Origin of the sequence: Cupriavidus gilardii, assembly GCF_008801915.1 — a bacterium.
GTDB lineage: Bacteria > Pseudomonadota > Gammaproteobacteria > Burkholderiales > Burkholderiaceae > Cupriavidus > Cupriavidus gilardii.
This window is the reverse complement of the sequence record NZ_VZOV01000006.1, coordinates 83,652-96,596: the sequence shown is the minus strand read 5'-3', so window position 1 is coordinate 96,596 and position 12,945 is coordinate 83,652. Positions and strand designations below refer to the sequence as shown.

Genomic DNA, 12,945 nt, shown 5'->3' with positions numbered 1-12,945 from the left:
AGGAAGACCGATATGTTGCGCATCTGGGGCCGGCTCTCTTCGATCAACGTCCAGAAGGTCGTCTGGTGCGCGCGTGAGCTGCATCTCGATCACGAGCGGATCGATATCGGCGTCACGCGCGGCGACCTGGACACCGAGGCCTACGTCCGCCTGAACCCGAACCGGCTGATCCCGGTGATCGAAGACTTCCGCGGCACCGATATCGGCGGCGAGCCGTTCGTGCTGTGGGAATCGAATGCGATCGTGCGCTACCTGTGCGCGCAGTATGGCGAAGGCACGCTGTGGCCGGAGGACGTGCGCACGCGCGCCTCCGCCGACCGCTGGATGGACTGGCAGAACACCGCCTTCACGCCGGCCATGGTCGACGCCTTCGTGCAGACCGTGCGCACGCCGGCAGAGCGCCGCGACGCCGATGCGGTCGCCCGCTCGATTGCGCGCGCCGAGCCGCTTGCCGCGCTGCTCGACAAGGCGCTGACCGGGCGCGAGTTCATCTGCGACGACCGCTTCAGCATGGCCGACATCTCGCTGGCCTGCGCCGCGCACCGCTGGATGGGCATGCCGATCCAGCGCGAGCCGCGTCCGGAACTGGAGCGCTGGCTGGCGAAGATGCGTGCGCGGCCGGCCGCCTCGGGCATCCTGGTGCTGCCGCTCGCCTGAGCACCGCGCAAGCGCCGATCCGTACCGCCTGGGCGCCACCGTCGATGCCGGCCGCCCGCCTCCCGGGGCGGCCTTTCCTCGCCGTTCCATCGCCGCCGTGCCGGCAAGCAGACATTTCCGTTCCGCAACAATTGGAGTACGCTGCACACCGGACGCGCGCCCCGGGCAAACCCTGATTCCTGAATCCGGTTCACGCCCACCATGACGCGATGTATCGCGGGTGATGTATAGCCGTCCTTAAAATCGTCCGCTTGCTCGTGCGCGAAGCTTGGGTCACCCCTGCGCGTCCCTCGCGTGCGCAGGCAAACCGGCGAGGATCGCCCGCAGAAGGATGGCTCGCCGGCCCATCACTGAGGAGGATTCAATCGTGTGGAGTCAAGTCTACGACCCGCTCGGCAGCATGGCCCTGTCCACGCTCGCCGCGGGCGTGCCGGTCGCTGTGCTGTTGGGCGCACTGGCGTTCTTTCATCTGCAAGCTCACCTGGCCGCCGGCCTGGCGCTGGTGGTCGGCATCGTGGTCGCTTCGGCGATCTTCGGCATGCCCGCCGCGATGGCCGGCAAGGCCGCCGGCCTGGGCATCGCTTCCGGCCTGTTCCCGATCGGCTGGATCGTGCTGAACATCATCTTCCTGCACCGGCTGACCACGCTGAACGGCTCGTTCAAGGTGCTGCAAGGTTCGATCGCCGGCATCACCGAGGACAGGCGCCTGCAGCTGCTACTGGTCGCGTTCAGCTTCGGCGCCTTCTTCGAGGGCGCGGCCGGTTTCGGCACGCCGGTGGCGGTCACGGGCGCGATCCTGATCGGCCTGGGCTTCTCGCCGCTGGCGGCCTCGGGCCTGGCGCTGATCGCCAATACCGCGCCGGTCGCCTACGGCGCGCTCGGCTCGCCGATCATTGCGCTGTCGGCGGTGACCGGTCTCGATCTGCTCGACCTGTCGGCGATGATCGGCCGCCAGCTGCCGCTGTTCTCGGTGCTGGTGCCGTTCTGGCTGATCTGGGCGTTTGCCGGCTTCCGCGGCATGCTCGAGGTCTGGCCGGCGATCCTGGTGGCCGGCGTCAGCTTCGCGATCCCGCAGTTCCTGGTGTCGAACTACCACGGCCCGTGGCTGGTCGACGTGATCGCCGCGCTGGTGTCGATGGGCTCGCTGGCGCTGTTCCTGAAGGTCTGGAAGCCGAAGAAGATCTGGACCACCACCAAGATCCTGGGCCGCCACGACGAGTCGAAGGTCGACGATCCCGAGGCGGTCGCCGCCGAGGCGCGCGCCAACGCCGCTGCCGCCGGCATCTCGACCGCCAAGGCCTGGATGCCGTGGGTGATCCTGACCGTGTTCGTCTTCATCTGGGGCGTGCCGCAGATCAAGAAGGCGTTCGACGCGATCTGGTCGTGGAAGTACGCGATCCCGGGCCTGGACAAGGCGGTGCTGAAGGTGCCGCCGGTGGTGCCGCAGCAGGTCGCCGAGGCCGCGGTGTTCAACTTCAACGTGCTGTCGATGGCAGGCACCGGCATCCTGGTCGCCGCCGTGGTCGGCGGGCTGCTGATGGGCTATTCGGTGCCGCGCCTGCTGCGCGAGTACTGGAACACGATCAAGCTGGTGCGCTACTCGCTGCTGACGATCTGCGCGATGTTCGGCGTCGGCTACCTGACCCGCTACTCGGGCCTGGACGCGACGCTGGGCCTGGCCTTTGCGCACACCGGCGTGTTCTACCCGCTGTTCGGCACCATGCTCGGCTGGCTGGGCGTCGCGCTGACCGGCTCGGACACCGCGTCGAACGTGCTGTTCGGCGGGCTCCAGAAGACCACCGCGGAGCAGCTCGGGCTGTCGCCGGTGCTGATGGCGTCGGCCAACAGCTCGGGCGGCGTGATGGGCAAGATGATCGATGCGCAGTCGATCGTGGTGGCCTCGACCGCGACCAAGTGGTACGGCCACGAGGGCGACATCCTGCGCTACGTGTTTTTCCACTCGATCGTGCTGGCGATTCTGGTCGGCCTGTTCGTCACGCTGCAGGCCTATGTCGAACCGTTCACGCGGATGGTGATTCACTGACGTCGCTACCGTTCCCGCCTGCGCGGGGACGACCAAGCCAACGGCAACTGCGCCCCGCTTCGGCGGGGCTTTTTTATTGCCGGACGATCGGCGCGGCCGGACTCACAGCGCGCAGGTACGAAAGCCCACGAAGGCGGCGTCTTCCTCCGGCGCCAGCGCCAGCCGCGCGCGCGCATGGCGCAGCCGCGCCGGGCCGACGAAGCAGGCGCCGCGCACGGCCTGGCAGACGCCGAAGCGCGCCTGCATCGCGCTGTCCCCGGGGCCGGGGTGCGACGGCACGTCGGCAAAGCCCGCATAGGGCTCGTACGGCGTCGCGGTCCATTCGCGCACCATGCCCCAGCGAAAGCCGCCGCGGTTCTGCACCGCAGCCATTTCCCACTCGGCCTCGTCCGGCAGCCGGCGGCCGGCCCAGGCGCACCAGGCCTGCGCCTCGTACAGCGTCACGTGCCGCACCGCCTCGTCGGGATTGAGCGTGCGCAGCGTGTCGAAGCGCTGCGCCATCCAGGCGCGCGTCTGCGCATGGCGCTCCCAGTAGCGCGGCGCCGAGCGCTCCTGCGTCATCAGCCACTGGCGGCCGGCCGGCGACCACCAGTTGGGGCGCTCGTAGCCGCCGTCGTCGACGAACTCCAGAAATTGCGCATTGGTGACCGGCGCGGCGTCGATCTCGAAGGCCGGCACGTAGGTGGGCTGCGCGGGCAGCTCGTCGGGCATCGCGAAGCCGTCGGGCTCGCCCCAGCCCTGCGTGAAACGGCCGCCGGGGAACTGCAGCGTGCCGGCGTCGGGCACGCTGACCGGCGGGCGGGTCAGCGCGGGATCGTCGGGCGCCGTCGCCAGCGCCTGCAGCAGCGCCGCGATCCATTCGATCTGCGCGTCCTCGTGCTGCAGGGCCCGGCGGAAGGGATACAGCGTGTCGTCGCCATCGTCGGGCAGCAGCGCGATCCGCCGCAGCACCGCGTCGAGCACCGAGGCCGCATAGTGCTTGAGCGCGGCGACATCGGGCAACGCCGCTTCCCAGCGCGCATCGGGACCGATGCGCTCGGGATCGAACCATTCGTCGGCACCGTCGAGCATCGCCGGCGCGGCCGGCACCGGCAGCAGCACGCCGCCGCGCTCTTGCCATTGGACGTCGCGCAGGCACCACCATTCGGCGTGCCAGGCGAGATGGCCCAGCGTCCATAGCGGCGGATCGGCATCGTACTGGCGCGGCACGATCCAGCCGCGCCTGGACGCGCCGAACGCGGCCAGCCAGGCCAGCGTGCGGTTGCGGCTGTCGACCAGCGCCTGCGCCACGCCTTCGCGCGGCAGCCGCCGCGGATCGCTCCAGTCGTGCCGGCCGCCGGCGAAATACAGATCGGGAAGCATGGTGAAGCCGCTCATCGGATTGCCCGCCTCGTCAAAAGCCGCTGGAAAACCGCGCGCAGCGCGAGCGGCATGTCAGCGGCCATTATGACACCGCGGCTTTTTCCTTCCCTTGCGCCGGCCTGTTCGACCCTCAGGCCGGCACGCGCGCGTGGAACACCGCGAACCATTGCCGCGCGTCGGTCCAGCAGACCGGATCGGCAAAGCCCGCCTCTTCGAGCAGCGCGGCAAACCCGTCGACGCGGTACTTGTGCGAGTCCTCGGTATGGATGCGTTCGCCGGCATGGAAGGCGCGGCCGCCGCCGGTCCAGTGGACCTCGACGTCGCGCACCGCCTGCAGATGCATCTGGATACGCGAGCCGGGCCGGTCGAAGCTGGCGACATGGCGCCAGTCGGCCAGCGCGAAGTTGGCGTCGATCGCGCGATTGACGTTGCGCAGCACGTTGCGGTTGAACGCCGCGGTCACGCCGAGCGCATCGTCGTAGGCCGATACCAGCTGCGCCTCGTCCTTGATCAGATCGACGCCGATCAGCACGCCGTCACCCTGGCGCGCCGCCGCGCGCAGCCGCTGCAGCAGCGCCAGCGCGGCATCGGGCGCGAAGTTGCCGATGCTGGAGCCCGGATAGAAGAACAGCCGCCGGCCCTGACGGATCGGCGCCGGCAGCGCGAGCGGCGCACACAGGTCCGCACCCAGTCCCAGCATCGGAATCTGCGGATGCTGCTGCTGCAGTCCGGCCAGCGTGTCGCGCAGGAATTCGACCGAGATATCGAGCGCGACGTATTGCGCGGGGCGCAGCACGCCGAACAGCCGCGCCGCCTTCTGGCAGTTGCCGGCGCCAAGGTCGATCAGCACGCCGCCGCTGCCGCAGCGCGCGCCGATCGCGCTCGCGTGCGCGGCGAAGATCTCGGCCTCGGTGCGGGTCGGGTAGTACTCGGGCAACGCGGTGATCGCCTCGAACAGCCGCGAGCCCAGCACGTCGTAGAAATGCTTGGGCTGGACGCTGGCGTGCGGAGCCAGCAGACCGTCGATCAGCTCGGCGCGCTCGGCCTCGTCGTCGTGGCGGTACTGCTGCACGAAGGCGAGCGGATCGCCGAAGCGCGAGCGTGCCCTGGCCAGCGATGAGGCCACGGCCGCAGGCGGAGAAGACGAGGAAGAGGAAGACGATGAGGACGGTGAAGGCGATGCGGAAGACGGGGACGATGAAGAGGTGGCGCGCGCCGCGGATCCGTTGTCCTGGCGGATGTGGCGCGATGGCATACCGATCGGGTCAGCCGGCATAGGGTTCTTGTTCCTTCTGGTCGGTTGATGTGGCTGGATGACACTGAGCACTGCGCTATCCGCATTCCGTATCGAGCGTCGAGCGCTGCGCAACCCCGAACCCCGGTCACACCGCCGCTGCCATCGGGGCAAACGCCGGCAAACGGCCGGTGCGGGCAGAGGACACGCCGCCATCGCTGTCCGGCGGCGCATCGGCCACTGCCGATCCGGTAAGAATAGGCGCTATCGGGCCCGTCTGCCTGCCCGCCTGCCTCCGACACGCGCCGGGCGCTTTGCCCGGGCCATGGCGGGGCAAGAAGCGGCCGGGGGCGTGGCACGGGGCCGGGTAAACGCCATTTGCCGCAAAGGCGACAATCGCCATCGACCTCGTTTATAATCCGTGCCCAAGCAAGGCCGACCACGGCCAAGCCCCTTCAAAGGGGAGTAGCTCCAGGGCAGCCCGCCCTTAGCACAATCGTCATTACGAGCGCCGCGCCCCCATTGCGGCCTCCGGTTGTGCTGACCGTACCGGCGATGTCGGCGTTATCGGCAATATCGCAGTTCGGTCGAGCAAGACCTTTGCAACCTGGATTCATGGTTTGCAGAGGCTCCCGTCCGCGGCTGCATGACTCCAGGCGAACCGATATTTCACGTTTCCAACAGGAGAGTTCATGGAGTGGCTTACCGATCTGTTCACGATGCAGTTTCTGACGGCACTGCTGTCGATCGTCGTCATCGACCTGGTGCTCGCTGGCGACAATGCCATCGTGATCGCGCTGGCGGCGCGTAACCTGCCGCCGCATCTGCAAAAGAAGGCCATCGTCTGGGGCACCATCGGTGCCGTCGTGGTCCGTTCGGCCATGACCATCGGTGTCGTCTGGCTGCTGAAGATTCCTGGCCTGATGCTGGTCGGTGGCCTCGCGCTGGTGTGGATCGCCTACAAGCTGCTGTCCGACGAAAACGGCGAGGACGAACATGGCGCCCCGGCGACCACGCTGGCCGGCGCGATGAAGACGATCATCATCGCCGACGCCGTGATGGGCGTCGACAACGTGCTGGCCGTGGCCGGCGCCGCGCACGGCAGCTTCCTGCTGGTGGTGCTGGGCCTGCTGATCAGCATCCCGATCGTCGTCTGGGGCTCGCGCCTGGTGCTCAAGCTGATGGCCCGCTACCCGGTCATCATCTACCTGGGCGCCGGCGTGCTGGCCTTCACCGCGGCCAAGATGATCCTGGGCGAACCGCTGGTCAAGCCGTTCTTCGCCGCCAACCCGGCACTGGCCTGGCTGCTGTATGCCGTGATCATCGGCGGTGTGCTGGGCGCCGGCTATATGGTGCAGAAGCGCCGCGCGCCGGCAGTGGAAAGCCAGTAAGCGGCAAGCTGTCGTCCCGCGCAGGCGGGAATGACAGCGATCCGGGCAAAGGGCGGCTCCATCGGGGCCGCCCTTTTTTCATGCCGGCGCCCCTTGCGAGCGCATCGGCTAGAATGACGGCCTGGCCCGCATGCCCCCGCGCTGCGGCCCTTTTTCCTTTCCGACGCCGATGAAACAGTATCTCGACTTCATGCGCCATGTGTACGAGCATGGCACCGTCAAGGCGGACCGCACCGGCACCGGCACGCGCTCGGTGTTCGGCTATCAGATGCGCTTCGACCTGCGCGAAGGCTTCCCGGTGGTCACCACCAAGAAGCTGCACCTGAAGTCGATCATCCTTGAGCTGCTGTGGTTTCTGCAGGGCTCGACCAATGTGCGCTGGCTGCAGGAACGCGGCGTCACGATCTGGGACGAATGGGCCGACGAGAACGGTGAGCTCGGCCCGATCTACGGCTATCAGTGGCGTTCCTGGCCCGCGCCCAACGGCGAGCATATCGACCAGATCGCCCAGCTGATCGAACAGATCCGCAGCAATCCGGATTCGCGCCGGCTGATCGTGTCGGCCTGGAACGTCGGCGACATCCCGCGCATGAAGCTGCCGCCCTGCCACGCGTTCTTCCAGTTCTACGTGGCCGACGGCCGGCTGTCGTGCCAGCTGTACCAGCGCAGCGCCGACATCTTCCTCGGCGTGCCGTTCAATATCGCCAGCTACGCGCTGCTGACGCACATGATCGCGCAGCAGACGGACCTCGAAGTCGGCGATTTCGTCTGGACCGGCGGCGACTGCCACATCTACAGCAATCACGAGGAACAGGTCCGCACGCAGCTCGCGCGCGAGCCGATGGCGCTGCCGAAGCTGGAAATCCTGCGCAAGCCCGATTCGATCTTCGACTACCGCTACGAGGACTTCGCGCTGGTCGGCTACGAATCGCATCCGGCCATCAAGGCCCCGGTCGCGGTATGACGCTGCTGACGCTGATCGTCGCGCGCGCGCGCAATGGCGTGATCGGCCGCGACAACACGCTGCCGTGGCGGCTGCCCGAGGACCTGGCGCACTTCAAGCGCACCACGATGGGCGCGCCAGTAATCATGGGCCGCAAGACCTGGGAATCGATCGGCCGGCCGCTGCCGGGCCGCCGCAATATCGTGGTGAGCCGCAATCCCGGACTGCGGCTCGATGGCGCGGAAACCGCGTGCTCGCTCGAGGATGCGCTGCGGCTGTGTGTCGGTGTCGAGCAGGTGTTCCTGATCGGCGGCGCGCAGCTCTATGCCGAGGCGCTGCCCAGCGCCGACCGGCTGATCGTCACCGAGATCGACGCCGATATCGAGGGCGATGCGCACTTCCCCGAGATCGACCCGCGGCGCTGGATCGCCACCGAACGGGAGCGCCATCGTTCGGAGTCGAACGGCTTCGACTATGCGTTCGTGACGTACGAACGGGCGCCGGAGTAATCTGGGTTTCCCCCTCTCCCGCTGACGGGAGAGGGTTGGGCAGAGGGCCGGGTTTCCCGACTGCTGCCCAGCTGCCCCCTCAATTCCCCGCAATCGTCATCTGCTCGATCAGGATCGAGCCGGTCTCCTTGGTGCCGCGCACCAGCGTGTCGGCGCCGATGGCGACGATCTGGCGGAACATCTCGGCCATGTTGCCGGCGATCGTGATTTCCTCGACCGGGTACTGGATCACGCCGTTCTCGACCCAGTAGCCCGAGGCGCCGCGCGAATAGTCGCCGGTCACGTAGTTGACGCCCTGCCCCATCAGTTCCGTCACCAGCAGGCCGGTGCCCAGCTTGCGCAGCATCGCCGGGAAATCGTCGCCCGGCTGCGTCAGCTTGCTGGTCAGCGCCAGGTTGTGCGAGCCGCCGGCGTTGCCGGTGGTCTGCATGCCGAGCTTGCGGGCCGAATAGGTCGACAGGAAATAGCCCTGCACCACGCCGTCGCGCACCACGTCGCGCGCGCGGGTCCTGACGCCCTCCTCGTCGAACGGCGCGCTGCCCATCGCGCCCGGCACGTGAGGACGCTCGTGGATGTCGATATGGGGCGCGAACACGGCCTTGCCCAGCGTGTCGTACAGGAAGGTCGACTTGCGATACAGCGCGCCGCCCGAGACCGCCTGCACGAAGGCGCCGAGCAGCCCCGCCGCCAGCGGGGCTTCGAACAGCACCGGGCAGCGGCGCGTCGACAGCTTGCGCGCATGCAGCCGCGCCAGCGCCCGTTCGGCGGCGTAGCGGCCGATCGCTTCGGGCTCGGCCAGCGCCTCGGGCGCGCGCTTGGACGAATACCAGTCGTCGCGCTGCATGCCGCCGCCGCTGCCGGCGATCGGCGCGCACGAGACGAAATGGCGGGAATACGGATAGCCGCCGACGAAGCCGCGCGTGGTGGCCAGCACGAACTGCGAATGCTGCGCCGACACGCTGGCGCCGTCGCTGTTGCGGATGCGCGGCGACACCGCGAAGGCCGCGGCCTCGGCGCGGCGCGCGATCTCGATGGCCTGCTCGGCGTCGATGGCCCACGGGTGGAACAGGTCCAGGTCGAGCGGATCGCGTTCGAGCAGCTCCTCTTCGGCCAGGCCCGCGCAGTCGTCTTCGGCGGTGAAGCGCGCAATGTTGTAGGCAGCCTCGGCGGTGGCGCGCAGCGCGGCCGGCGAGAAGTCCGACGTGCTGGCATTGCCGCGCCGCTTGCCGATCATCACGGTCACGCCGACCACCTTGTCGCGGTTCTGCTCGATCGTCTCGACCTCGCCCTTGCGCACCGAGACCGACAGGCCGCTGCCCTCTGAAATCTCGGTAGCGGCATCGGTGGCGCCCAGTTCGCGGGCGACGCGCAGCACGTCGGCTGCCATTTCGCTCAGTTGCGCCTGGGTGTAGGTGAAGTGGACGTTCTGGTCGGTCATGAGATCGGACATGCGTAAGTCTGGCCTGGTAGGTCTGGCGAAGGTCGGGGGCGTAGCAGAGGCGATTCCGGCGGCGAGCCGGGGCGCCATGGGAGCCGGGAAGGGCAAACGGAAACCCAAACGGGAATCATAGCAAGATAAAATGCCGCCCATGACGCGACATCCCCGCCACTCCCCCGGCGCCGGCTTTCCCGGCGCCTTCGCCCCCGAGCCCGAAGACGATACGCCCAAGAGCAAGTCGCAGCGCAAGCGCGACATGCATGCGCTGCAGGACCTGGGCAGCGAGCTCGAGGCGCTGCCCAAGGACCGGCTGGCGCGCGTGCCGATGCCCGAGGTGCTCGAGGACGCGATCCGCGAGGCCCGCCGCATTACCAGCCACGAAGGCAAGCGCCGCCAGATGCAGTATGTCGGCAAGGTGATGCGCGGCCTGAACGACGACGAGATCGATGCGATCCGGCGCGCCCTGGACGGTTTCAAGGGCACCAGCAAGGCCGAGACCGCACGTCTGCATCTGATCGAGCGCTGGCGCGAGCTGCTGCTCAAGGACGACGAGGCGCTGACGCGCTTCCTCGCCGAGCATCCGGCCGTCGACGTGCAGGCGCTGCGCAGCCTGATCCGCAACGCTCGCAAGGAGCAGCAGCTGGCCAAGCCCCCGAAGCATTTCCGCGAGCTGTTCCAGGCCATCAAGAGCGCGCTCGAGGCGCGCGAACAGCCCGGCGCGGCACCCGCCGCGCCGTCAACCGGAGAGGACCAGGAGCCCGCATGAGCGATCTCACCCAGCCTATTGCCCGCAACCATCCCGACGAGCTGCTGGTCGGCTTCGTGTCGATCTCCGACCGCGCCTCCGCGGGCACCTATCAGGACGAAGGCATCCCCGCGCTGCGCGACTGGTTCGGCCGCACGCTGACCTCGCCGTGGCAGGGCGTGGAACGGCTGATCCCCGACGAGCAGGCGCAGATCTCTCGCACGCTGATCGAGCTGGTCGACGTGGCCGGCTGCGATCTGGTGCTGACCACCGGCGGCACCGGCCCCGCGCGCCGCGACGTGACGCCCGAAGCCACGCTGGCGGTCGCCACCAAGCAGATGCCTGGCTTCGGCGAGCAGATGCGTCAGGTCAGCCTGCATTTCGTGCCGACCGCGATCCTGTCGCGTCAGGTGGCGGTGATCCGCGAAACGCCGAGCCATGCGGCGCTGATCATCAACCTGCCGGGCCAGCCGCGCGCGATCCGCGAGACGCTCGAAGGGCTGCGCGGCGACGACGGCAAGCCGCTGGTGCAAGGCATCTTCGCCGCGGTGCCGTACTGCATCGATCTGATCGGCGGCCCCTACATCGAGACCGACGAGGCCGTGGTCAAGGCCTGGCGGCCCAAGCACGCGATCCGGCAGAAGGGCTGAGCGCGCGCCGAGGCTGCCCCTGCCCCTGCCCCTCACCCGCACGCGGCACAGGGGCACACCGAAAGCGCTGGCCGCGTGCGCCTGGCGCCCGCTCCCCGCCCCCGCTTGCGAGAGGGCCTGGGGAGAGGGCTTCGGGAAGAGGGCTTCCGGGAGAGGGCAGCCCCCTCCGCGCGGATCGCCCTACCGCAAACCCAGGTAGAGCCCGACCGGCACGAACACCACCGCGGCAATATTGCCCAGCAGCACGATCGACGCGACCTGGTCCGGCTCCTGCCGGAAATGATCGGCCACCAGGAAGTTCAGCACGGCCGGCGGCAGCGCGGCAAACACGAACAGCAGGCCGCGCTGCAGTTCGGTCAGCGGCACCACCGCCGCCAGCGCCAGCGCGCAAGTGATGCCCGTCAGCGGGCAGATCACCGCGCCGGCCAGCCCCATGCCCCAGTTGCGCAGATTGACGTCCTTCATCCGCACGCCGAGCGCGAACAGCATCAGCGGCACGGTGGCGTCGCCCAGCAGCTTGATCGATTGATAGACCGGATCGGGCAGCGCGAACCACGGCCGCGCCAGCGACAGGCCGACGCCGGCGATCGTCGCCAGCACCATCGGGTTGCGCGAGATCTGCGCGAGCGAGGCATGGCGGTTGACGATCTTCAGCCCCAGCGTGAAATGCATCAGGTTGGAGGCCGCGAACAGCGCCACCGCGGGGGCCAGCCCGGCGGGCCCGAAGGCGAACACCGACAGCGGCAGCCCCATGTTGCCCGAGTTGTTGAACATCATCGGCGGCACGAAGGTGCGCGGGTCCGCGCCCATCAGCCGCGCCGCGCCCAGCGCCAGCAGCCCCGAGCCCAGCACCACGCCCACCGCGCAGGCCAGCAGCGCCACTTGATCGGCCAGCACGAACTCCTTGCTGACGAAGGCGGACACCACCAGCAGCGGCGCGATCACGTCGAGCGTCGCGCGGTTGATGCCCGCCATGTCGGGATGGGCCTTGCGCCCGTACAGCCAGCCGACCAGGATGATCAGGATGACCGGCGTGATGATCGAGACGATGCGCTCAAGCATGGCGGGATGGGGAGGAAGGGTCGAATCGAGGCGCGATGCCTGTCGTCCCCGCGCAGGCGGGAACGCGGCGGCTCATCGCCAGTCACCGGGTTCCCGCGTTCGCGGGAACGACGAACTGCGGCGTCAGACGGCGCCGGTGGAGCCGGCCGCGTCCGGCGCCGGCGTCGCCTGCTGGCTGCTGCGAATGAAATGCGTGCGGTAGTAGCGCAGCTCCTCGATCGACTCGAGGATATCGGCCAGCGCCGTATGCAGCTGCCGCTTGATGAAGCCCTTGTGGATCGCCGGCTCCCAGCGCTTGCACAGCTCCTTCAGCGTCGACACGTCGAGATTGCGATAGTGGAAGAACGCCTCGAGCTTGGGCATGTAGCGCGCCATGAAGCGGCGGTCCTGGCAGATCGAATTGCCGCACATCGGCGACTTGCCGGCCGGCACCCAGCGCTTGAGGAAGGCGAGCAGTTCGGCTTCGGCCTGCGCCTCGGTCAGCGTCGAGGCCTTGACCTTGTCGATCAGGCCCGAGCGCCCATGGGTGCCCTTGTTCCAGTTGTCCATCGCGTCGAGCACGGCGTCGTCCTGATGGATCACCAGCACCGGGCCCTCGGCCAGGATATGCAGCTCGGAATCGGTGACCACCACCGCCACCTCGATGATGCGGTCGTTCTCCGGGGACAGCCCGGTCATCTCCATATCGAGCCAGACCAGATTGTTTTCGCTCTTGACCGACTTGACGGGCGTGGCGGAAACCGGGGCGGAGGCGGGAGCGGCGGGGGCCGCAGGGACTGGGGCGGCGGGGCTGGAGCTTGTCATCGGACTGCGTGAGGATCGTTCGGGAGGGATGGTGGCTTCGCGGCACGGACGGCCGCCCGGCGCGAAGTCATATAATTCTCGCATATCGAAGGCACTAGACCGCCCC

The 12,945-nt window shown here is 68.4% G+C and carries 12 protein-coding genes; 7 read left to right on the top strand and 5 right to left on the bottom strand.

Annotated features, from left to right (window positions below):
• Positions 1–12 precede the first annotated feature (12 nt).
• Positions 13–657: a glutathione S-transferase family protein gene (locus F7Q96_RS10120; RefSeq protein WP_053822207.1), complete on the top strand. Its 645-nt coding sequence runs from the start codon at positions 13–15 to the stop codon at positions 655–657.
• A gap of 367 nt (positions 658–1,024) precedes the next feature.
• On the top strand, positions 1,025–2,701 hold the full coding sequence (locus tag F7Q96_RS10115) for an L-lactate permease (RefSeq protein WP_053822208.1): 1,677 nt from the start codon (positions 1,025–1,027) through the stop codon (positions 2,699–2,701).
• Positions 2,702–2,803: 102 nt separating this feature from the next.
• On the opposite strand, the gene F7Q96_RS10110 is transcribed toward F7Q96_RS10115, so the two are convergent.
• Together F7Q96_RS10110 and egtD are read right to left on the bottom strand one after the other, a co-directional pair.
• The gene (locus tag F7Q96_RS10110; RefSeq protein ID WP_053822209.1) at positions 2,804–4,078 is read right to left on the bottom strand and encodes an SUMF1/EgtB/PvdO family nonheme iron enzyme; all 1,275 of its coding nucleotides are present in this window, start codon (positions 4,076–4,078) and stop codon (positions 2,804–2,806) included.
• A gap of 115 nt (positions 4,079–4,193) precedes the next feature.
• Positions 4,194–5,189: an L-histidine N(alpha)-methyltransferase gene (gene egtD, locus F7Q96_RS10105; protein ID WP_082371511.1), complete on the bottom strand. Its 996-nt coding sequence runs from the start codon at positions 5,187–5,189 to the stop codon at positions 4,194–4,196.
• An 800-nt stretch (positions 5,190–5,989) separates the two neighbouring features.
• Here egtD and F7Q96_RS10100 point away from each other — a divergent pair.
• The 3 genes from F7Q96_RS10100 (at position 5,990) to F7Q96_RS10090 (ending at position 8,140) form a co-directional block, all read left to right on the top strand.
• A complete protein-coding gene (locus F7Q96_RS10100) occupies positions 5,990–6,688 on the top strand; it encodes a TerC family protein (protein ID WP_053822210.1) in 699 nt (232 codons plus the stop codon).
• 169 nt (positions 6,689–6,857) lie between these two features.
• A complete protein-coding gene (locus F7Q96_RS10095) occupies positions 6,858–7,652 on the top strand; it encodes a thymidylate synthase (protein WP_053822211.1) in 795 nt (264 codons plus the stop codon).
• Complete coding sequence (locus F7Q96_RS10090) at positions 7,649–8,140, top strand: dihydrofolate reductase (RefSeq protein ID WP_053822212.1); 492 nt, start codon at positions 7,649–7,651, stop codon at positions 8,138–8,140. The genes F7Q96_RS10095 and F7Q96_RS10090 overlap by 4 nt, the downstream gene beginning before the upstream one ends.
• 79 nt (positions 8,141–8,219) lie before the next feature.
• Here the strand turns inward: F7Q96_RS10090 and pmbA are convergent, their stop codons facing one another.
• Positions 8,220–9,590: a metalloprotease PmbA gene (pmbA, locus tag F7Q96_RS10085; RefSeq protein WP_053822213.1), complete on the bottom strand. Its 1,371-nt coding sequence runs from the start codon at positions 9,588–9,590 to the stop codon at positions 8,220–8,222.
• 139 nt (positions 9,591–9,729) lie between these two features.
• Here pmbA and yjgA point away from each other — a divergent pair, with 139 nt between their 5' ends.
• Complete coding sequence (gene yjgA / locus F7Q96_RS10080) at positions 9,730–10,344, top strand: ribosome biogenesis factor YjgA (protein ID WP_272481316.1); 615 nt, start codon at positions 9,730–9,732, stop codon at positions 10,342–10,344.
• Entirely contained in the window at positions 10,341–10,973 is a 633-nt protein-coding gene (mog, locus tag F7Q96_RS10075) for a molybdopterin adenylyltransferase (RefSeq protein ID WP_053822215.1), read from the top strand. The genes yjgA and mog overlap by 4 nt, the downstream gene beginning before the upstream one ends.
• Before the next feature lie 180 nt (positions 10,974–11,153).
• Here the strand turns inward: mog and F7Q96_RS10070 are convergent, their stop codons facing one another.
• Positions 11,154–12,035 (bottom strand): AEC family transporter, encoded by an 882-nt coding sequence (locus F7Q96_RS10070; protein WP_151022585.1) that lies wholly within the window; start codon positions 12,033–12,035, stop codon positions 11,154–11,156.
• Between the two features lie 123 nt (positions 12,036–12,158).
• Positions 12,159–12,719 carry an oligoribonuclease gene (gene orn, locus F7Q96_RS10065; RefSeq protein WP_053822216.1) on the bottom strand — a complete coding sequence of 187 codons (561 nt, stop codon included), beginning with the start codon at positions 12,717–12,719 and terminating at the stop codon, positions 12,159–12,161.
• Positions 12,720–12,945 lie beyond the last annotated feature (226 nt).

Coding starts and splice junctions, on each gene's coding strand:
- F7Q96_RS10120 (WP_053822207.1), top strand. CDS start 13: ATGTTGCGCATCTGGGGCCGGCTCTCTTCGATCAACGTCCAGAAGGTC.
- F7Q96_RS10110 (WP_053822209.1), bottom strand. CDS start 4,078: ATGAGCGGCTTCACCATGCTTCCCGATCTGTATTTCGCCGGCGGCCGG.
- F7Q96_RS10100 (WP_053822210.1), top strand. CDS start 5,990: ATGGAGTGGCTTACCGATCTGTTCACGATGCAGTTTCTGACGGCACTG.
- F7Q96_RS10095 (WP_053822211.1), top strand. CDS start 6,858: ATGAAACAGTATCTCGACTTCATGCGCCATGTGTACGAGCATGGCACC.
- F7Q96_RS10090 (WP_053822212.1), top strand. CDS start 7,649: ATGACGCTGCTGACGCTGATCGTCGCGCGCGCGCGCAATGGCGTGATC.
- pmbA (WP_053822213.1), bottom strand. CDS start 9,590: ATGTCCGATCTCATGACCGACCAGAACGTCCACTTCACCTACACCCAG.
- yjgA (WP_272481316.1), top strand. CDS start 9,730: ATGACGCGACATCCCCGCCACTCCCCCGGCGCCGGCTTTCCCGGCGCC.
- mog (WP_053822215.1), top strand. CDS start 10,341: ATGAGCGATCTCACCCAGCCTATTGCCCGCAACCATCCCGACGAGCTG.
- F7Q96_RS10070 (WP_151022585.1), bottom strand. CDS start 12,035: ATGCTTGAGCGCATCGTCTCGATCATCACGCCGGTCATCCTGATCATC.
- orn (WP_053822216.1), bottom strand. CDS start 12,719: ATGGAGATGACCGGGCTGTCCCCGGAGAACGACCGCATCATCGAGGTG.